Below are 19,550 nucleotides of genomic sequence, written 5' to 3'. Positions count from 1 at the left end.
ATGCTAACCCGTGAACAATTGGCCATGCGCGTCGCCCGCGAGCTGCGCGACGGGTATTACGTCAACCTGGGGATTGGTATCCCTACCCTGGTGGCGAACTACATTCCGGACGGGATGGACGTGATGCTTCAGTCGGAAAACGGGCTGCTGGGGATGGGGGCTTTTCCTGACGAGCAGAGCCTTGACGCAGACATGATCAATGCCGGTAAACAGACCGTGACCGCCCGGACAGGTGCGGCCATTTTCGACTCGGCCCAGTCGTTTGCCATGATCCGCGGCGGTCATGTCGACCTGACCGTGCTGGGCGCGTTTGAAGTAGACGTCGAGGGCAATATCGCCTCGTGGATGATCCCCGGAAAGATGGTGAAGGGCATGGGCGGCGCGATGGATCTCGTGGCCGGGGCGCAGAACATCATGGTGGTGATGACCCACGCGTCAAAAAGCGGTGAGTCAAAGCTGCTGCCGCGCTGCACGCTGCCGCTCACCGGCGCGGGCTGTATCCGTCGGGTCTTAACCGACCTCGCGTTGCTCGAGATCGAGAACGGCACGTTCATCCTGCGGGAATACGCCCCCGGCGTCAGTATCGACGAAATTGTGGCTAAGACGGCCGGAAAAATGATTGTGGCGGACGACGTTCGCGAGATGCGCTTCAACTGAGGACTCACGATGAAAGAAGTCATGATTGTCGGGGCAACGCGAACCCCCATTGGCAGTTTTCGCGGATCGATATCGTCCCTTTCAGCGGTTGAGCTGGGGGCCGTCGCGGTGCGGCACCTGCTGGAGAACGGCGATCTTAGCGAAGAACAGGTAGATGAACTGATTTTCGGACAGGTGCTGACGGCGGGATGCGGGCAAAACCCTGCGCGTCAGACGGCCATCACCGCCGGATTACCCGTCAGCACGCCGGCGGCAACGGTCAACCTGGTGTGCGGCGCGGGCTTAAAAGCGGTGCAGCTCGCCGCGCAGGCGATCCGCTGCGGCGACGCGGACGTGATTATCGCTGGCGGTCAGGAGAGCATGAGCAACGCCCCCTACCTGCTGGACGGCGCGCGTTCAGGGCTGCGTTTTGGCCATACGGGCCTTCAGGACAGCATGATTACCGACGGTCTGTGGGATGCGTTCAACGATTACCACATGGGGATCACCGCTGAAAACGTCGCCCGTGAGAATGACATTACCCGCGAGCAGCAGGACGCCTTTGCAGCCCGGTCGCAGCACAAAGCGGCCTCCGCCATCGAAGCGGGTCGCTTTGACGCCGAGATAGCGCCGGTGACGGTGAAGCAGGGTAAAAAACCGTCGCTTGTCGTCAGCCGCGACGAACAGCCCCGGCCAGGCACTAGCGCTGAGCAGCTTGCGCAGCTGCGCCCCGCCTTTTTGCAGGCGGAAGGCACGATCACGGCCGGAAATGCGTCGACGCTCAACGACGGTGCCGCCGCGGTGCTGCTGATGAGCGGCGAAAAGGCGCGGGAGAGCGGTTTGCCGATCCTCGGTCGCATCGTGAGCTACGCCGTGACGGGCGTTGATCCGTCGGTAATGGGCATCGGTCCGGTCAGCGCCTGCCGGACGGCGCTGGCGCGGGCGGGCTGGACGCTTGATGAGGTGGACCTCATTGAAGCCAATGAAGCCTTTGCCGCCCAGGCGCTGGCGGTGGGCAAGCAGCTCGGCTGGGATGAGCGCAGGGTGAACGTTAACGGCGGCGCTATCGCCCTGGGTCATCCGATTGGCGCCTCCGGCTGCCGCATCCTCGTGACGCTGCTGTACGAAATGCAGCGCCGTGACGTTAAAAAAGGGCTCGTCACCCTGTGCGTGGGCGGCGGGCAAGGCATTGCTATGACCGTCGAGCGTTAAGCATCTCGTTGGTACCCGAATAATAATTAAAGTGAGGAGTCGTAATGAGTGTGTTAATTGCCCTGGCGGCGCTGGCGCTGCTGATGCTGGCGGCCTATCGCGGATACAGCGTTATTTTGTTTGCGCCGATTGCGGCGCTCGGCGCCGTGCTGCTGACCGATCCGGGTGCCGTCGGCCCGACGTTTACCGGCCTGTTTATGGAAAAGATGGTCGGCTTCGTCAAGCTCTACTTCCCGGTGTTTCTGCTGGGGGCCGTTTTCGGCAAGCTGATTGAGCTTTCCGGTTTCTCACGCTCCATCGTCGCCGCCGCGATTCAGATCCTCGGTCGTCGCCACGCTATTCCGGTGATCGTCCTGGTGTGTGCGCTGTTAACCTACGGCGGCGTGTCGCTGTTCGTGGTGGCGTTTGCGGTTTACCCTTTCGCCGCGGAACTGTTCCGCCAGAGCGGCATCCCTAAGCGGCTGATCCCGGCCACCGTGGCGCTGGGGGCGTTTTCGTTTACCATGGACGCCCTGCCCGGCACGCCGCAGATCCAGAATATCATCCCCACCAGCTTCTTTGGTACGAACGCCTGGGCCGCACCGTGGCTTGGGCTGATTGGCTCTCTGTTTATTATCGTCTTTGGCCTGCTCTGGCTGGAGCGCCAGCGTCGTAAGGCGTTCAATAACAACGAGGGCTACGGCACGGATCTGAAAAATGAACCCGAAACGCCGGATAACATTAACCTCCCGCATCCGCTAATTGCCATCTCCCCGCTGCTGGTGGTGGGCATACTGAACCTGCTGTTTACTCGCTGGATCCCAGGCTGGTACGGCACGACTCACGAGCTTACTCTGCCCGGCCTGGCGAAACCGATTGTGACCGAGGTGGGCAAAATTACCGCCATCTGGGCCGTGGAGGCGGCCCTGATTTCAGGTATCGTGCTGGTGCTGATTTTTGGCTTTCGCAATATCCGGGGTCGTCTGGCTGAAGGCAGCCGGACCGCGGTGAGCGGTGCCATTCTGGCGGCGATGAATACCGCCTCGGAATACGGTTTCGGCGCGGTTATCGCCGCCCTGCCCGGTTTCCTGGTGTTATCCAAAGCGCTGGCGACCATCCCGAATCCGCTGCTGAATGAGGCCATCAGCGTGACGGTGCTTGCGGGGATCACCGGCTCGGCGTCCGGCGGGATGAGTATTGCCCTCGCCGCCATGGCCGACTCGTTTGTCGCCGCCGCCCACGCCGCCAATATCCCTCTGGAGGTGCTGCACCGCGTGGCTTCAATGGCGAGCGGGGGGATGGATACCCTACCCCATAACGGGGCGGTGATTACCCTGCTGGCGATTACCGGCCTGAGCCATCGTCAGGCCTACGGCGGCATTTTCGCAATCACCATCATTAAAAGTCTGGCAGTGCTTTTTGTTATTGCCGTGTTCTATCTGACCGGCATTGTGTAAGGAGAAAAAGATGAATCTGAACGGTAAAACCGCACTGGTGACAGGCTCGACCAGCGGCATTGGCCTTGGGATCGCCCGCGTGCTGGCGAAGGCCGGGGCACAGCTGATCCTCAACGGTTTCGGCGACAGCGAATCAGCAAGAGAAGAGATTGCGCAACTGGGCAAAAAGCCGGGCTATCACGATGCTGACCTGCGTGACGTGCTGCAAATTGAAGCCATGATGCGCTACGCCGAATCGCAGTTTGGCGGCGTGGACATTCTTGTCAACAACGCCGGGATACAGCATGTCGCCCCGGTTGACGCGTTTCCGGTGGAGAAATGGAACGACATTATCGCCATTAATCTCTCCTCGGTATTTCACACCAGCCGGCTGGCGCTGCCCGCCATGCGCGAGAAAAACTGGGGACGCATCATTAATATCGCCTCGGTTCACGGGCTGGTCGCGTCAAAAGAGAAGTCAGCCTACGTTGCCGCCAAGCATGGCGTAGTGGGCTTTACGAAATCGCTGGCGCTGGAAACCGCCCGCACCGGCATTACCGCCAATACCATCTGCCCGGGCTGGGTACTGACGCCGCTGGTGCAACAGCAAATCGATCAACGTATCGCTGAGGGCGTACCGCCGGAGCAGGCTCGCGATCTGCTCCTTGCAGAGAAACAACCTTCTGGCGAGTTTGTCACCCCGGAGCAGCTGGGTGAACTGGCGCTGTTTTTGTGCAGCGACAGCGCCGTAAACGTTCGCGGCGCCGCGTTGAATATGGATGGCGGATGGGTTGCGCAGTGATTTGCAAGCCGGGTAAGGCGAAGCTGCCACCCGGCAAAAATCGCTAGCTTGAGCAGCTGACCTCCAGCCGCTTGCCCCAGTCAGGCGGGCGGCTGACGTAGTCATCATCCCTGTCGGCAAACGGCGTGCGCAGCGCCACATGCAAGCGGTGTAGCTCCTCGTATTCGCCCTTCTCTGCCTGTTCAATCGCCCGCTGCGCCAGCCAGTTGCGCAACACCATCGCGGGGTTCGTTGCGTTCATCTGCGTCTGGCGGGTCTCGTCATCCACCGGCTCCTGCCGCAGCCGCGCGCGGTACGATGCAAACCAGTCGTCAAACGCCTGTCTGTCAATAAACTCATCGCGCAGCGGCGAGGCGGCGCTGTGCTGCTCCGTCTGCCCCAGCATCCGGAAGGTGCGCGTGTAATCGCTGCCCTCGCGCGCCATCAGGGCAAACAGGCCATTGAGGATGTCGTTATCGCCCTTCTCCTGCGTCAGCAGCCCCAGCTTGTTGCGCATCAGCGTGCCATATTCTCGCAGCAATATGTCCTGATAGCTGTCGAGCGCATCGTTGAGGGCATCTACGTCGATGAACGGCGACAGGGTCTGCGCAAGCCGCTGCAGGTTCCACAGACCAACAGCTGGCTGATTGTCAAAGCTGTAACGTCCCTGATAGTCGGAGTGGTTGCAGATATACCCTGGCTGATAATCGTCCAGGAAACCAAACGGACCGTAATCAAAGGTCAGCCCGAGGATCGACATGTTGTCCGTATTCATGACGCCATGCGCAAAGCCCACCGTTTGCCAGCGGGCAATCAGGGTTGCGGTACGGGCCACCACATCCCTGAACCAGAGAACGTATTTATCCGCCTCATCCTGCAAATGCGGCCAGTGGTGACGAATGGCAAAGTCTGCCAGCTGGCGCACCTTTTCCGGCTCGCGACGATAGTAAAAGTGCTCAAAATGGCCAAAGCGCAGATGGCTTTGCGCGATACGCATCAGCATTGCCCCTTTTTCCACGGTTTCGCGCGCAACCGGCGTGTCGCTGGTAACGATCGACAGCGCGCGCGTAGTGGGAATACCCAGGGCATGCATCGCTTCGGACGCAAGGCACTCGCGAATCGTTGAACGCAGTACCGCCCGCCCGTCGCCCATTCGCGAATAGGGAGTAAGGCCAGCCCCTTTCAGGTGCCAGTCAACCGTTCCCCCGTTGGGAAGCCGTTGTTCACCGAGCAGGATCCCCCTGCCGTCGCCGAGCTGCCCCGCCCAGACGCCGAACTGATGTCCGCTATAGACCTGAGCCAGAGGTTGCATCCCGGCGAGAAGCATTTCACCGCCCCAGACGCCTGCGCCCTCTGAACGCTGAAACAGGTCAGGTGGAATGGCCAGTTCTTCTGCCAGCAAATCGTTATGCCAGATAAGGCGTGAATTTTGTAACGGTGTTGGTTTGAGTGCGGTGTAAAAGCCAGGCAACTCGTCATGCCAGTGAGCAGTAAAAGACAGGGTCATAAGTCCTCCTGCTTTTAGTGTAGAGGGTTTACCCGGACTTAAACACGGGCGAAAGCAAGGGTTATCGCTGCTGAACCAGCGTAGTAACGTGCTCCGCAGAGACGGCAGGCCAGAGTGCGCCCTGCATGGCGCCAAAATTGAAGGACAAAACGCGTTGCAGCAGGCCGTGGTCGTCAATGCCCGAGACGATCACTGACTGGCAGTGCGGTGTGATTTGCCAGAGGATGGCGCGCATAAAGGGCTCAAAAGAGAGCTGCGGGGCACGCTGCTGAATGAACCCTTTATCGAGGATGACCCGTTTAAATAATCCATCATAGACCGCTTTGAGCGATGCGGCACCAGCGCCAAAGTTTGCCAGGACCAACGGGAAATGGATTGCCATTCTCGCCAGCTGCAGATCGTCCTTTCCGTTATTTAAACCTGGATAATTCTCATTAACAGTAAACTCAAGAAAGGGATAACGCTCAAGGATTGAAACAGCGTTTCCATTACTTAATAAAAATTCAACTATTGCAGGTGTAATATTGATCCATGCAATTAGCTGATGCTGAATAAAAAACAGTTTACAGGTATCAAGCAATTGCAGTTTTTCGTTAAACAGCACTAACTCTTCAGCTGCTGAAAGCCGAGGGATAACGAGCTCGGTGGGGATCCTCACATCGCTGCCGACGCCAGTAAAGTTAACCAGAACCTCTAAACCTTTAAGCTCCCCTGCGCTATTACGGGCAGGCAGAAGCAGCAGTTCAGACTGGTAAGCATTATCTAGCGTAATAATCATTGAACTCGCTCCGCATTAAAGATGAGAGAGGACATCCTGGAGCAATTGCCGACACAATTCCACTGTCTTGATTTTAATAAGATTAATTTCATTAGTTCCGTAATTATTTTCAGATTTATCCCTGAATCTAAAATAATTTTATCCTGGTTGCCGATTAATAGCCAGTTTTAGATAAAACAGACACATACAGAATTCGCTAATTTCAGATAAATTTAACTTTAAGCATCTTATTTGAGAAAAACGGCATGATTTATTAGATACCATGCCGTCATAAGAGAAGTATCTGACAAAGACTATATACGTCGTGCCTGCCAGAAATTTTTACGCCAGTAAACATTATCCAGAGAAGAGCGCATCACGCCGCGACTGGTCGAGGCGTGAATAAACTGATTGTCCGTATCATATATGCCCACATGAAGACCGCTTTCACCCGATCCGGTTTTGAAGAAAACCAGGTCCCCGGGCAGAAGATCGTCTTTATCAATTTCAGTGCCAATTTCTGCCTGCTTACGCGTTTCGCGCGGAAGCTGTAAATCAAACTTGTCGCGAAACGTCATCAGAACGAAGCCGGAACAATCTACGCCGCCGCGGCTCATGCCGCCGTAGCGATAAGGCGTACCGCGCCAGTTGCTCAGCTGATCGTTGAGGCTGGCAATGACGGTGATCGAATCTGAAAGTCGTGGGTTAGGCGGCGGCGCACGATGGCTACTGCATCCCGCAAGAAAGAGTGCGGCCATCAGGATAAACCAGAATCGCATTTCAGACGAATCCTCTGCTTTTTTTGTTCTTTTCGTAATTTAGCGTGCAATTGTGCTATGAGGCAAGAAACGGTTACGTCTGCCCGGTAGAAATCAGCATCTTATGCCCCTCTATATCCAGCCTGCGGAACGACATATTGTACGCGCAGGCAAGATGATGCGGTGTAAGAACCTGTTCCCGAGTACCGCTGGCGATCATCTTGCCCTGCGAAAGCAGCCACACCCGGTGGGCATGACGCAGTGTATGGTTGAGGTCATGACTGCTCATCACCACGGCGATACCTTTTCGGCTGAGGGTGCTTAACAGCGTATCCAGTGCCGCCTGCTGCGCCACGTCCAGACCGCTCATGGGCTCATCAAGAAGCAGCATCCGCCCGTGAGGATTACCTGCCGGGTGGATCTGAAGTATGACTGCAGCCAGACGCACCCGCTGCCACTCTCCACCGGAAAGCTGGCTGGCATGCCGGGACAGTTTATCTTCCAGCCCCAGAGCCGCGGCCACGTCCGTCAACAGTGACGTTTGTTGTTTGTCGTGCAAATGCAGCATCAGATAGTGCCAGACCGGCATCGCAAAGGGCGGCACCTGCTGCTGCACGAGGTAACTGCGCCGATGCGCCAGTGAAATCGGTGACCAGTCGGCAAGCGTATGCTCCAGCAGCGCGATCTGCCCTTCTCCGTCGGTCATGCCTGCCATTCTTGCCAGCAGCGTGCTTTTCCCTGCGCCGTTTGGCCCGACAAGATGCAGGATTTCTCCCGCATTGATGGTTCCGGTTATCGGCTCCAGACGTCCTCTCTCGGCAACGCCAGTGAGCTGCATCAGCAACGACATTATTTCGCCAGCGCCAGCTTGATCGATTCCATTACGATCGGATCCTCAGGGGTCATATCCGGCGAAAAACGCTGAACGACCTGGCCGTCACGGCCAATCAGGAATTTTTCAAAATTCCACAGGATATCGTCCGGGTAAAGCGGTGCGCGGCCTTTGCTGGCCATACGTTCATAAAAACCGCTTCCTTCCGGCGCAACGGCCTTCGGCGCGGCAGCGACCAGCTTCGCATACAGCGGATGGCGATCTTCACCGTTGACATCGATTTTGCTGAACATCGGGAACGTCACGCCATAGGTGGTGCTGCAGAAGGTTTTAATCTCCTCTTCGCTGCCAGGCTCCTGGCCCAGGAACTGGTTGCACGGGAAGCCCAGCACGGTGAAACCGTCTTTCTCCCAGGCCTTCTGAATGTTTTCCAGCTGCTCGTACTGCGGCGTCAGGCCACATTTGGATGCCACGTTGACGATAAGTAACACGTTGCCTTTGTAGCCTTCCAGCGTGGTGTTATCGCCATCAATGGTGGTCACTTCGGTATTCAGGATATCAGACTGCATAGCATTCCCTCAGGTTGTCTTACGGGTAGTTTTTAACGTCCAGCTTTTAATAGTAGCCAGATAAATACCGGCGCGCCCAGCGTGGCGGTCACCACGCCAATCGGCAGCTCTGCGGCCGTCAGGGCAAGCCGGGCGATGATATCTGCCACCAGCAGCGTGACGGCCCCGGCAACCGCCGATGCCGGAAGCAGGGTTCGATGGTCAGTGAGGCCACACAGACGCAGCATGTGCGGAATCACCAGCCCGATAAAACCGATCGCGCCCGCCAGAGCCACGCTGACTCCGACCAGCCAGCCAATGGCTATTACCAGCACATTACGCCAGAATCCAATCGGCATGCCGAGCTGGCGGGCAGAGGTTTCACCCAGCGCGAGCATATTCAGCGGCTGCGCCTGCAGGGCCGCCCACACGATGACCGGTACCAGCAGCGCCATCAGCCAGCCCTGGTGCCAGTCAACGCCCCCAAAGCCGCCCATCATCCAGTACATGAGCTGACGCAAGTCAAAGGACGTTGAGAAGTAGACCGCCCAGGTCATCAACGCGCTACAGATAATCCCCAGCGCCACGCCGGCAAGCAGCAGACGGCTGGTTGATAAATGCCGTCTGGCGAAGCGCAGAAGGATCGCTGTGATCAGCAGTGCACCGAGAATAGCGCTCAGGCTAATACTCCATCCGGAAAGTTCTCCCCCGCCCACCATCACCGCTGCAATCAGTCCTACGCCTGCGCCGTTCGACACGCCGAGCAGCCCGGGCTCCGCGAGAGGGTTTTCAAACAACGCCTGCATTATGGTACCGCACAGCGCCAGCGCGGCACCGACCAGAACCACCGCGACGGTGCGCGGCAGGCGAATTTGCCAGACGAAGAGCTGCCCGTCCGGCCCCCACCAGCTTTCAGGCCCGATCCATCTGTCGCCCGCGCAGAGGCTCACGCCGGCGGCGACAATGAGCAACAGCACCAGCAAAAGCAGGTGACGCCGATCGGAACGGTGCTGGTGATAGGCATAATCAAGCATGTTTATGGTTTTAGTCGCGTGAGATGTAATTGATTTTACGGTGGGTTTGCCGAAGAGGGCAAAGAAAAAAGGCCGCGGGGGCGGCCTTTTTAGTTAGTTCATATTACTCTGCTTTAGGCGTTGCGTTTTCGACACGGCTTTTCAACTTCTGGCCGGGTCTGAAGGTCACCACGCGGCGGGCTGTAATGGGAATATCTTCCCCCGTCTTCGGGTTGCGGCCCGGACGTTGGTTTTTGTCTCGCAAATCAAAATTGCCAAAACCGGAGAGTTTTACCTGCTCACCATTTTCCAGAGCACGACGGATCTCTTCGAAAAACAGCTCTACCAGCTCTTTGGCATCCCGTTTGCTAAGCCCAAGCTTATCAAACAGATATTCTGACATTTCAGCTTTTGTAAGCGCCATAGGTTCAATCCCTCAATGATGCCTGGAATCGCTCTTTTAATGCCTCTACACATTTGGCGACGGTAGCGGCAATCTCCTCTTCTTCGAGTGTACGGCTGGTATCCTGAAGGATAAGGCTAATAGCGAGGCTCTTGAAACCTTCTGCTACGCCCTTGCCGCGGTACACGTCAAATAAGTTTACGCCAACTACCTGATTTACGCCAACTTTCTTACATTCGGCCAAAATATCTGCTGCAGGCACATTTTCCGCGACTACAACCGCGATATCACGGCGGTTTGCCGGGAAGCGGGAGACGTCCTGAGCCTGAGGAATCACGCGGTCAGCCACCGGGTTCCATTCCAGCTCGAACACGATGGTACGGCCGTTCAGGTCCAGCTTGCGCTCCAGCTCAGGGTGAACAACCCCAATAAAACCAACGCGTTTGCCGTCTAAATAGATGGCTGCGCTCTGGCCCGGATGCAGAGCCGGGATGGCTTCTGCGCGGAATTCAATTTCAGATAATTTACCGGTCAGATCCAGAATCGCTTCCAGATCGCCCTTCATATCGTAGAAATCAACCGTGCCTTTTGCCAGGTCCCAGTGCTCTTCATAGCGGTTGCCGCTGATGGCGCCAGCCAGCATGAGATCCTGACGGATGCCTAAATTTGCCTGATTATCCGGTACAAAGCGCAAACCGCTTTCGAAAATTCGCACGCGGTTTTGCTGGCGATTCTGGTTATAAACGATAGTTCCCAGCAGGCCCGTCCACAGGGACAGACGCATCGCGGACATTTCGCTGGAGATTGGGCTTGGCAGGATCAGCGCCTCCTGGCCCGGGTGGATCAGCTGCTGTAGCTTTGGATCAACAAAGCTGTAGGTGATCACTTCCTGATAGCCTTTGTCGTTCAGCATGGTTTTCACACGCTTCAGGGACAGGTCGGCTTCACGGTGGGTGCCCATCACCAGACCGGCCTGGACAGGCTCGTCAGGGATGTTGTTGTAGCCGTAAACGCGGGCCACTTCTTCCACCAGATCTTCTTCAATTTCCATGTCGAAACGCCATGATGGCGCAACGGCTTTCCACTCGTCCTGGCCTTCGGTCACTTCACAGCCCAGACGTTTCAGGATGTCGGTCACCTGAGCATCGGCAACGTGGTGACCAATCAGGCGATCCAGCTTGCTGCGGCGCAGGGTGATAGTTGCGCGCTTCGGCAGGGTCGCTTCGTTGGTGACATCGATAACCGGGCCCGCATCACCGCCGCAGATGTCGATCAGCAGGCGGGTCGCACGTTCCATCGCTTTGTACTGCAGCGCCGGGTCAACGCCGCGCTCGTAGCGGTGGGAGGCATCGGTATGCAGGCCGTGACGGCGTGCGCGACCGGTGATGGAGAGCGGACTGAAGAACGCGCATTCCAGCAGGACGTTTTGCGTCTCATCGTTGACGCCCGAATGCTCGCCCCCGAAGATACCGCCCATTGCCAGCGCTTTGCTGCGATCGGCAATCACCAGGGTGTCGGCGTTCAGTTTCGCTTCGCTGCCGTCCAGCAGAACCAGGGTTTCGCCCTCTTTCGCCATGCGCACAACGATGCCGCCGTCGATACGATCTTTATCGAACGCGTGCATTGGCTGGCCCAGCTCCAGCAGAACGTAGTTGGTCACGTCAACCACGGCGTCGATAGAGCGGATACCGCAGCGACGCAGCTTCTCCTTCATCCACAGCGGGGTTGGCGCTTTAACGTTGATGCCTTTTACCACGCGACCGAGGTAGCGCGGGCAAGCATCCGCAGCGTCAACCTGAATAGGCAGCACGTCACTGATGGTCGCTTCAACCGGCGCAATGTCCGGCGCGTTCAGTTCGGTCTGGTTCAGCACGGCCACGTCGCGCGCCACGCCGATGATACCTAAGCAGTCTGCACGGTTTGGCGTGACGCTGATTTCGATGGTGTTGTCATCAAGCTTCAGGTATTCACGGATATCGGTGCCGATTGGCGCATCCAGCGGCAGCTCAATGATGCCGTTGTGATCGTCGGAAATACCCAGCTCGGAGAAGGAGCACAGCATGCCCTCAGACGGCTCACCGCGCAGCTTAGCCGCTTTAATTTTGAAATCACCCGGCAGCACTGCACCGACGGTCGCCACGGCTACCTTCAGGCCCTGACGGCAGTTTGGCGCACCGCAGACGATATCCAGCAGACGTTCACCGCCCACGTTTACTTTTGTTACGCGCAGTTTGTCAGCGTTAGGGTGCTGACCGCACTCGACCACTTCGCCGACGACCACGCCGTTGAATGCACCGGAAACCGGCTCAACGCCGTCGACTTCCAGACCCGCCATGGTGATCTGGTTAGAAAGCGCGTCGCTGTCCAGCGTGGTGTTCACCCACTCGCGTAACCACAGTTCACTGAATTTCATTGTTCTGTCCTGCCCTTATTTAAACTGTTTGAGGAAACGCAGATCGTTTTCGAAGAATGCACGTAAGTCGGTCACGCCGTAGCGCAGCATGGTCAAACGCTCCATGCCCATGCCGAAGGCAAAGCCGGAGTAAACTTCCGGATCGATACCCACGTTGCGCAGCACGTTTGGGTGCACCATGCCGCAGCCCAGTACTTCCAGCCATTTGCCGTTTTTACCCATCACGTCAACTTCCGCAGACGGTTCGGTGAACGGGAAGTAGGACGGACGGAAACGAACCTGCAGATCTTCCTCAAAAAAGTTGTTCAGGAAATCATGCAGCGTGCCCTTCAGGTTGGTGAAGCTGATGTTTTTATCAACAATCAGACCTTCCATCTGATGGAACATTGGGGTGTGGGTCTGATCGTAGTCGTTACGATAGACGCGGCCCGGCGCGATAATACGGATTGGCGGCTCCTGATCCTTCATGGTACGGATCTGAACGCCGGAGGTCTGAGTACGCAGCAGACGCGTAGCGTCGAACCAAAAAGTGTCGTGGTCAGCGCGTGCCGGATGATGGCCAGGAATGTTCAGGGCGTCGAAGTTATGGTAATCATCTTCGATTTCCGGGCCAGTCGCCACGGTAAAGCCGAGCTCACCGAAGAAACTTTCAATGCGATCGATGGTGCGGGTAACCGGGTGCAGACCGCCGTTTTCGATACGGCGACCCGGCAGAGAAACGTCAATCGTCTCTGCGGCCAGACGCGCATTCAGCACCGCGCTTTCCAGCTCGGCTTTGCGCGCGTTTAGCGCCTGCTGTACCTGCTCTTTGGCTTCGTTAATCACCGCCCCCGCTGCCGGGCGATCTTCTGGCGGCAGCTCACGCAGGGTTGTCATTTGAAGGGTCAAGTGCCCTTTCTTCCCAAGATATTCGACGCGGACATTGTCTAACGCGGCAACATCTGAGGCCTGATTAATGGCGGCTGTTGCACTGGCAACCAGCTCTGCGAGATGTGACATGATTTTCCTCATTATGTCGGTGCAGACACCGATTTGGTGGAGTTATTCTCTCAAATTCAGGCACAAAAAAAGCCTCCATCGGGAGGCTTATCTGGCGCTGTTTTTCGTTTCATCTTTCACGCGCTAGCCTCCTGAAATCAGGTGCTAAAGTAAAAGAAGAAGCGGAAAATAGCAGCATTCATGCTTGCGTTACCTTGTCTGGTAGAAACCGTTAAGACCTTATTGAAAAGCCTGGACGGATAAATGTCAATCTTCTGATGGTGTTAAATGAAAAGAGGGAGCCAGGCCCCCTCTCTCAACTGGCTTATGCCAGTGCTGCTTTCGCTTTTTCGACCAGAGCGGTGAAAGCTACTTTGTCGAATACTGCGATGTCAGCCAGGATCTTACGGTCGATTTCAACAGAGGCTTTTTTCAGGCCGTTGATGAATTTGCTGTAAGAAATACCGTTCTGACGTGCTGCTGCGTTGATACGCGCAATCCACAGTTGACGGAACTGACGCTTACGCTGACGACGGTCACGGTAAGCGTACTGACCTGCTTTGATAACAGCCTGGAAGGCAACGCGGTAAACGCGTGAACGCGCACCATAGTAGCCTTTAGCTTGTTTCAAAATTTTCTTGTGACGTGCACGTGCAATTACACCACGTTTTACGCGAGCCATATGTGCTCTCCTGTATCTATATTCTTAGTAAAAAAATTAAACGTTAACGGCTTATGCGTACGGCAGGCACGCGATAACCAGACCCAGATCGCCTTTAGAAACAAGGCCTTTTGGACGCAGGTGACGTTTACGCTTAGTAGATTTTTTGGTCAGAATATGACGCAGGTTTGCGTGCTTACGCTTAAATCCACCACCACCGGTTTTTTTGAAGCGCTTAGCAGCACCGCGTACGGTCTTAATTTTTGGCATCTTAATAACTTCCACTTCGCATTGTTAAATAAACGAAACATAGGCGAACAAAACCTATGAAACCCGAAGGCTCCACAGGTTTTGCTGCTTGAAGGCCTTACTGTTTCTTCTTAGGAGCGAGCACCATGATCATCTGGCGGCCTTCGATCTTCGTAGGGAAGGATTCGACTACTGCCAGTTCACTCAGATCGTCACGGACGCGGTTAAGCACTTCCATACCAATCTGTTGGTGGGCCATCTCACGACCGCGGAAACGCAGTGTGATCTTGGCCTTATCGCCATCTTCCAGAAAGCGAATCAGGCTGCGGAGTTTTACCTGATAATCGCCATCGTCGGTACCAGGACGGAATTTGATTTCCTTAACCTGGATAACTTTTTGCTTCTTCTTCTGTTCCTTAGAAGACTTACTCTTTTCATAAAGGAACTTGCCGTAGTCCATGATACGACAAACTGGCGGTTCGGCGTTAGGGCTGATTTCAACTAAATCTACTCCAGCTTCTTCAGCTTTTTCGATCGCTTCTCTCAGACTCACAATCCCCAGTGGTTCACCTTCAAGATCTGTTAAGCGAACTTCCTGGGCGCGAATCTCGCCATTGATACGATTCGGACGTGCCGTTTGAACTCGTTTTCCGCCTTTAATACCTTATTCCTCCAGTTGTTGAAGACTGCGGCTGCGAATCTCTTGTTGCAGCTTCTCAATCACTTCACTTACGTCCAGGCTGCCCAGGTCTTTACCACGGCGGGTGCGAACGGCAACTTTGCCTGCTTCCACCTCTTTATCACCACAGACCAACATATACGGGACACGACGTAAAGTGTGCTCGCGGATTTTAAAGCCAATCTTCTCATTTCTCAAGTCTGCTTTTACGCGAATGCCCGCATTTTGCAGTTTCTGCGTCAATTCTTTAACGTAATCCGCCTGAGAATCGGTAATGTTCATCACCACGACCTGCACCGGCGCAAGCCAGGTTGGGAAGAAGCCAGCGAACTCTTCGGTCAGGATGCCGATGAAGCGCTCCAGAGAACCGAGGATTGCACGGTGAATCATTACCGGTACCTGACGCTCGTTGTCTTCGCCAACATAAGAGGCGCTTAAACGCTGCGGCAGGGAGAAGTCCAGCTGTACAGTACCGCACTGCCATGCGCGATCGAGGCAGTCATACAGGGTAAATTCAATTTTCGGACCGTAGAATGCGCCCTCGCCCAGCTGGTACTCGAACGGAATGCCGTTCTCTTCCAGCGCCACGGCGAGATCCGCTTCTGCGCGATCCCAGGTCTCATCGCTACCAATACGTTTTTCCGGTCGCGTTGAGAGTTTGACCACGATCTTCTCGAAGCCAAAGGTGCTGTACATATCGTAGACCATACGAATACAGGCGTTAACTTCGTCACGGACCTGATCTTCAGTACAGAAGATATGTGCATCATCCTGAGTAAAACCACGAACACGCATCAGACCGTGCAGCGCACCTGATGGCTCGTTACGGTGGCAGCTACCGAACTCCGCCATACGCAGCGGCAGGTCGCGGTAGGATTTCAGACCCTGGTTGAAGATCTGAACGTGGCCCGGGCAGTTCATTGGCTTAATGCAGTATTCACGGTTCTCAGACGAGGTGGTAAACATCGCATCTTTATAGTTGTCCCAGTGGCCGGTTTTTTCCCACAGCACACGGTCCATCATGAACGGGCCTTTTACTTCCTGATACTGATACTCTTTCAGCTTGGAGCGTACGAAAGTTTCCAGTTCACGGAAGATGGTCCAGCCGTCGTTATGCCAGAACACCATACCCGGCGCTTCTTCCTGCATGTGGTACAGGTCAAGCTGCTTGCCAATTTTACGGTGGTCACGCTTCGCCGCCTCTTCCAGGCGCAGCAGGTATGCATTCAGGGCTTTTTTATCGGCCCACGCGGTACCATAGATACGCTGCAACATCTTGTTGTTGCTGTCGCCACGCCAGTAGGCGCCCGCGATCTTCATCAGCTTAAAGTGATGACAGAAGCGCATGTTCGGCACGTGCGGTCCACGGCACATGTCGACGTATTCTTCGTGATGGTACAAGCCAGGCTTGTCATCATGCGAAATGTTTTCGTCAAGAATAGAGACCTTGTAGCTCTCGCCGCGCTTCACGAAGGTTTCACGCGCTTCGTGCCAGCTGACTTTCTTCTTGATGACGTCATAGTTCGTTTCGGCGAGCTCGTGCATGCGTTTTTCGAGCGCGTCGATATCTTCCTGAGTCAGGGTGTGGTCAAGGTCAACGTCATAGTAGAAACCATTGTCGATAACCGGACCGATCGCCATTTTGGTGTTTGGCCACAGCTGTTTGATGGCATGGCCTAACAGGTGCGCGCAGGAGTGACGAATGATCTCCAGACCTTCTTCGTCTTTCGCGGTGATGATGGCTAGCGTCGCATCGTTTTCGATCAGATCGGAGGCATCCACCAGCTCACCGTTAACGCGGCCAGCAATAGTCGCTTTCGCGAGACCAGGACCAATGTCCAGGGCAACATCCATTGGGCTAACAGCACGGTCGAAATGGCGTTGGCTGCCATCAGGAAGAGTAATTACAGGCATTTTATATCCTTATTTGCAGTGATGCCCCACACATAAGAGCATATACAAAGAAAATAATCGTGATTTGACAATAGATTACGAAACCATCTGACCAACAATCGTCAAATTGGTTCGTCATCATTCACCAGCCGAATTCAGATTAATGTGGATTTACGGCAAGCGACGTAATGTTAACACTAACGGCAAGGAGATTGCACCCTCTGCGGCCAGATTGATGGGCTGGCGCTTTCGCACGAATTTGCAGGTTGCTTCTCCACTGCGCTCGCATTTCAAAGATGCTGGGCTACTCTTGAACAGGTCTTTAAACCCAAAGGTGCATACCATGAACGTATCCAGTAGAACGGTTGTGATATTGAACATCCTTTCCGCCACAGGTTTATTGTTGATTCTCGCCGAACGATTCCACTGGTTCTGAGCCGAATCCTGCGCTGGCATAACCCAATCGATCCCGAGAAGGGGCATATTTCGGCCCTGTTTGGTAGACTGTGGGTATCAACGAACAAGGATTAGGTTATGCCAACAAAACGATTTGCCGTAAAACACTGGAAAATGGTGCTAGTGCTAATTGCCATCTGCGGTGCAATGCTGCTGCTCCGTTGGGCGGCAATGATTTGGGGCTAGGGGGCGAATACAGGTCATCAGAAGGGACGTCAAAAGACCAGATTTAATAAACGGGCCGACATTAGCATCGGCCCGTCTTCATTACATTCTATAACCCAGTGAAACCGTGGTTCTGCGGTCGGTGTGATCCGGCGCAGATTCTGGTGGTGAAGAGTTCCAGGTCACGTTGTAGGCGACTTTCAGACCAAAGTGTTCGTTGATAGCCACGTTCAGCGCCGTCTCAGAGTTCAGCGTGGTATCGTCGGCACCAAATACAGAAACACCCTGCGTAAATTTTGTATTGTCAGTCATCTGCCAGGCATAGGTACCGGAAGCGTAACCGAGCGGTTGAGTTTTGGTATCTCCATTGGTGTACTCGTCATAACGCACCCCTGGACCGAATTCAAAACGAAGACTATGTACCGGACCATTCAGGAACTGGCGACCATAACCGGCGGTGAACACATCACGCTCACGATAACCGTTGTAACGGTCGGTTAACCAGCTTGCCTGACCAAACAGGTAGTCATAGTCGGTCATGTTGTAACGGCTACGTCCGCCTACCGCATATTTCTCGGAAGAACGTTCGTCATTAGCGGAAGTGTTGCTGGCATTACCCCACAGAGACCAGGCGGTGGTGTTACCGTACCAGGTGAGCGTACTGTCCGCCGTCAGAGAAGAGCTTTTGGTGTTACCGGATTGTGCCAGGTACCCAGCGTTCAGGTTACCTTCAAACGGTTTTTTCGCGGTGGAGGGATCGTCCATGACAGTAAAAACGGTATCATCGGCGGTCGCGTTCATAGCCGCAAACACGCCACCCGCCAGCATCAGTGCAGCGGGCACTGTCTTTAAAAGCTTCATTTTATTAAGGAGTCCGTACAACAAAAAAAGAGACCACACGGTCCCGGAATCTTTCTTGAGGATCAATGACAAGGCGTCCAGAGAAAGGTAACAAATTATAAAAAGCCGCAAATAACATAGCAATGTTTTCTTATTTCATTTTTTGAATAAGAACGATCTCAAAGAGCGTTTTATTTTATATATCTCCCGCCTCACTTTTCGTTAGTATTCATATTTAAAATCATACTGTTATTTAGATTGCCTTCCTGAAAAATGGTGCCAGACTAATAAGAGCCCATGCTAAAAGGAGGTAATGATGGTTTCTATCTACACCCTGACGCTCTCCCCTTCCCTTGATTCAGCCACCCAGACGCCGCAGATTTACCCGGAAGGTAAATTGCGCTGTAGCGCTCCGGTCTTTGAGCCCGGCGGCGGCGGGATCAACGTGGCGCGCGCAATTAATCATCTCGGCGGCAAAGCCACGGCAATTTTCCCCGCAGGTGGTGCCACCGGTGAACACCTGGTCTCTCTGCTGGCCGAGGAACAGGTGGCCGTAGAGACCGTCGAGGCCAAAGACTGGACGCGGCAAAACCTGCATGTCCACGTGGGATCCAGTGGCGAGCAGTACCGTTTTGTCATGCCGGGCGCGAAACTCAGCGATGACGAGTTTCGTCAGCTTGAAGAGAAAGTGCTGACGATAGAAAGCGGCGCGCTGCTGGTGGTCAGCGGCAGTCTGCCGCCCGGCGTAAGCACGGAAAAATTAACGGCGCTGATTCAGGCGGTACAGCAACGCGGTATCCACTGCATTGTCGACAGCAGCGGCGAGGCCCTGCAGGCGGCTCTGGTGCCAGGTAATCTTGAGCTGGTGAAACCCAACCAGAAAGAGTTAAGCGCGCTGGTCAACCGTGAACTGACGCAGCCCGATGATGTTCGCACCGCCGCGCAGGAGCTGGTACGCAGCGGCAAAGCGCGACGCGTGGTCGTCTCCCTTGGCCCTCAGGGAGCGCTGGCAGTCGATGAAGCGTCGTGCGTTCAGGTTGTCCCACCGCCGATGAAGAGTCAGAGCACGGTTGGCGCTGGCGATAGCATGGTGGGTGCGATGACGCTAAAACTGGCGCAGGGCGCGTCTCTGCTGGAAATGACACGCTACGGCGTAGCAGCAGGTAGCGCCGCAACCATCAACCAGGGCACGCGTCTCTGTTCGCTTTCCGATACGCAAAAAATCGTCGATTACCTGTCGCGAGATTAACGCCCGTTCCCCTTCGTCTTTACGGAGGGGAATGTCGTCTCTGAGTCGCCAAACGCAAACTATCGACTATGCTAAGAAAACTTCTATGATAACAATGAGGTGAAT

General features: G+C 55.1%; 22 protein-coding genes and 1 other annotated feature. Of the genes, 7 read left to right on the top strand and 15 right to left on the bottom strand.

Annotation, left to right across the window (positions count from 1 at the left end; all coding sequences use genetic code 11):
• The 4 genes from KGP24_RS10215 to KGP24_RS10200 are packed head-to-tail and all read left to right on the top strand — an operon-like array spanning window position 1 to window position 4,065.
• The gene (locus tag KGP24_RS10215; RefSeq protein WP_223563226.1) at window positions 1-657 is read left to right on the top strand and encodes a 3-oxoacid CoA-transferase subunit B; all 657 of its coding nucleotides are present in this window, start codon (window positions 1-3) and stop codon (window positions 655-657) included.
• 9 nt (window positions 658-666) lie between these two features.
• Window positions 667-1,848 carry an acetyl-CoA C-acetyltransferase gene (locus tag KGP24_RS10210; RefSeq protein ID WP_223563225.1) on the top strand — a complete coding sequence of 394 codons (1,182 nt, stop codon included), beginning with the start codon at window positions 667-669 and terminating at the stop codon, window positions 1,846-1,848.
• Window positions 1,849-1,892: 44 nt separating this feature from the next.
• The gene (locus KGP24_RS10205) at window positions 1,893-3,284 is read left to right on the top strand and encodes a GntP family permease (RefSeq protein WP_223563224.1); all 1,392 of its coding nucleotides are present in this window, start codon (window positions 1,893-1,895) and stop codon (window positions 3,282-3,284) included.
• Between the two features lie 10 nt (window positions 3,285-3,294).
• Complete coding sequence (locus KGP24_RS10200; RefSeq protein ID WP_223563223.1) at window positions 3,295-4,065, top strand: 3-hydroxybutyrate dehydrogenase; 771 nt, start codon at window positions 3,295-3,297, stop codon at window positions 4,063-4,065.
• A 43-nt stretch (window positions 4,066-4,108) separates the two neighbouring features.
• On the opposite strand, the gene selO is transcribed toward KGP24_RS10200, so the two are convergent.
• From selO to thrS, 14 genes are all read right to left on the bottom strand, one after another.
• Window positions 4,109-5,551, bottom strand: a complete 1,443-nt coding sequence (selO, locus tag KGP24_RS10195; protein ID WP_223563222.1) for a protein adenylyltransferase SelO — start codon at window positions 5,549-5,551, stop codon at window positions 4,109-4,111.
• 61 nt (window positions 5,552-5,612) lie between these two features.
• Window positions 5,613-6,329: an EAL domain-containing protein gene (locus tag KGP24_RS10190; protein ID WP_223563221.1), complete on the bottom strand. Its 717-nt coding sequence runs from the start codon at window positions 6,327-6,329 to the stop codon at window positions 5,613-5,615.
• Window positions 6,330-6,622: 293 nt separating this feature from the next.
• On the bottom strand, window positions 6,623-7,087 hold the full coding sequence (locus KGP24_RS10185; protein WP_111965616.1) for an NlpC/P60 family protein: 465 nt from the start codon (window positions 7,085-7,087) through the stop codon (window positions 6,623-6,625).
• A gap of 73 nt (window positions 7,088-7,160) precedes the next feature.
• Window positions 7,161-7,916 (bottom strand): vitamin B12 ABC transporter ATP-binding protein BtuD, encoded by a 756-nt coding sequence (btuD, locus tag KGP24_RS10180; RefSeq protein WP_223563220.1) that lies wholly within the window; start codon window positions 7,914-7,916, stop codon window positions 7,161-7,163.
• The gene (locus KGP24_RS10175; protein WP_223563219.1) at window positions 7,916-8,467 is read right to left on the bottom strand and encodes a glutathione peroxidase; all 552 of its coding nucleotides are present in this window, start codon (window positions 8,465-8,467) and stop codon (window positions 7,916-7,918) included. The genes btuD and KGP24_RS10175 overlap by 1 nt, the downstream gene beginning before the upstream one ends.
• A 32-nt stretch (window positions 8,468-8,499) precedes the next feature.
• Entirely contained in the window at window positions 8,500-9,480 is a 981-nt protein-coding gene (btuC, locus tag KGP24_RS10170) for a vitamin B12 ABC transporter permease BtuC (RefSeq protein WP_223563218.1), read from the bottom strand.
• Window positions 9,481-9,583: 103 nt separating this feature from the next.
• Window positions 9,584-9,883 carry an integration host factor subunit alpha gene (ihfA, locus tag KGP24_RS10165; protein WP_003857805.1) on the bottom strand — a complete coding sequence of 100 codons (300 nt, stop codon included), beginning with the start codon at window positions 9,881-9,883 and terminating at the stop codon, window positions 9,584-9,586.
• Between the two features lie 4 nt (window positions 9,884-9,887).
• Window positions 9,888-12,275, bottom strand: coding sequence for a phenylalanine--tRNA ligase subunit beta (gene pheT, locus KGP24_RS10160; protein ID WP_223563217.1), 2,388 nt, complete (start codon window positions 12,273-12,275; stop codon window positions 9,888-9,890).
• Between the two features lie 15 nt (window positions 12,276-12,290).
• Window positions 12,291-13,274: a phenylalanine--tRNA ligase subunit alpha gene (gene pheS, locus KGP24_RS10155; protein ID WP_223563216.1), complete on the bottom strand. Its 984-nt coding sequence runs from the start codon at window positions 13,272-13,274 to the stop codon at window positions 12,291-12,293.
• A gap of 62 nt (window positions 13,275-13,336) precedes the next feature.
• Window positions 13,337-13,461, bottom strand: a sequence feature (Phe leader region).
• Window positions 13,412-13,456 (bottom strand): pheST operon leader peptide PheM, encoded by a 45-nt coding sequence (gene pheM / locus KGP24_RS10150; protein ID WP_001386830.1) that lies wholly within the window; start codon window positions 13,454-13,456, stop codon window positions 13,412-13,414. Its footprint overlaps the feature before it by 45 nt.
• 117 nt (window positions 13,462-13,578) lie before the next feature.
• Complete coding sequence (gene rplT, locus KGP24_RS10145) at window positions 13,579-13,935, bottom strand: 50S ribosomal protein L20 (protein WP_000124850.1); 357 nt, start codon at window positions 13,933-13,935, stop codon at window positions 13,579-13,581.
• 51 nt (window positions 13,936-13,986) lie between these two features.
• Window positions 13,987-14,184 (bottom strand): 50S ribosomal protein L35, encoded by a 198-nt coding sequence (gene rpmI / locus KGP24_RS10140; protein WP_003030583.1) that lies wholly within the window; start codon window positions 14,182-14,184, stop codon window positions 13,987-13,989.
• Between the two features lie 97 nt (window positions 14,185-14,281).
• Window positions 14,282-14,824 (bottom strand): translation initiation factor IF-3, encoded by a 543-nt coding sequence (gene infC / locus KGP24_RS10135; RefSeq protein ID WP_014069901.1) that lies wholly within the window; start codon window positions 14,822-14,824, stop codon window positions 14,282-14,284.
• Between the two features lie 3 nt (window positions 14,825-14,827).
• Window positions 14,828-16,756 (bottom strand): threonine--tRNA ligase, encoded by a 1,929-nt coding sequence (thrS, locus tag KGP24_RS10130; protein ID WP_008500657.1) that lies wholly within the window; start codon window positions 16,754-16,756, stop codon window positions 14,828-14,830.
• Between the two features lie 142 nt (window positions 16,757-16,898).
• Between thrS and yncL the strand changes: the two genes are divergently transcribed.
• Together yncL and yniD are read left to right on the top strand one after the other, a co-directional pair.
• Window positions 16,899-17,171 (top strand): stress response membrane protein YncL, encoded by a 273-nt coding sequence (gene yncL, locus KGP24_RS24780; RefSeq protein WP_319875770.1) that lies wholly within the window; start codon window positions 16,899-16,901, stop codon window positions 17,169-17,171.
• 98 nt (window positions 17,172-17,269) lie between these two features.
• Complete coding sequence (gene yniD / locus KGP24_RS10120) at window positions 17,270-17,377, top strand: small membrane protein YniD (protein WP_008500658.1); 108 nt, start codon at window positions 17,270-17,272, stop codon at window positions 17,375-17,377.
• An 81-nt stretch (window positions 17,378-17,458) separates the two neighbouring features.
• Here yniD and KGP24_RS10115 read toward each other — a convergent pair whose 3' ends face one another.
• On the bottom strand, window positions 17,459-18,217 hold the full coding sequence (locus tag KGP24_RS10115; protein WP_223563215.1) for a YdiY family protein: 759 nt from the start codon (window positions 18,215-18,217) through the stop codon (window positions 17,459-17,461).
• 295 nt (window positions 18,218-18,512) lie between these two features.
• Here KGP24_RS10115 and pfkB point away from each other — a divergent pair, with 295 nt between their 5' ends.
• Window positions 18,513-19,445 (top strand): 6-phosphofructokinase II, encoded by a 933-nt coding sequence (gene pfkB / locus KGP24_RS10110; protein ID WP_223563479.1) that lies wholly within the window; start codon window positions 18,513-18,515, stop codon window positions 19,443-19,445.
• Window positions 19,446-19,550 lie beyond the last annotated feature (105 nt).

Origin of the sequence: Enterobacter sp. JBIWA008 (assembly GCF_019968765.1) — a bacterium.
Classification (GTDB): Bacteria; Pseudomonadota; Gammaproteobacteria; order Enterobacterales; family Enterobacteriaceae; genus Enterobacter.
Note: the sequence above shows the minus strand (reverse complement) of the source record. Positions and strands in the feature narration are given on the sequence as shown.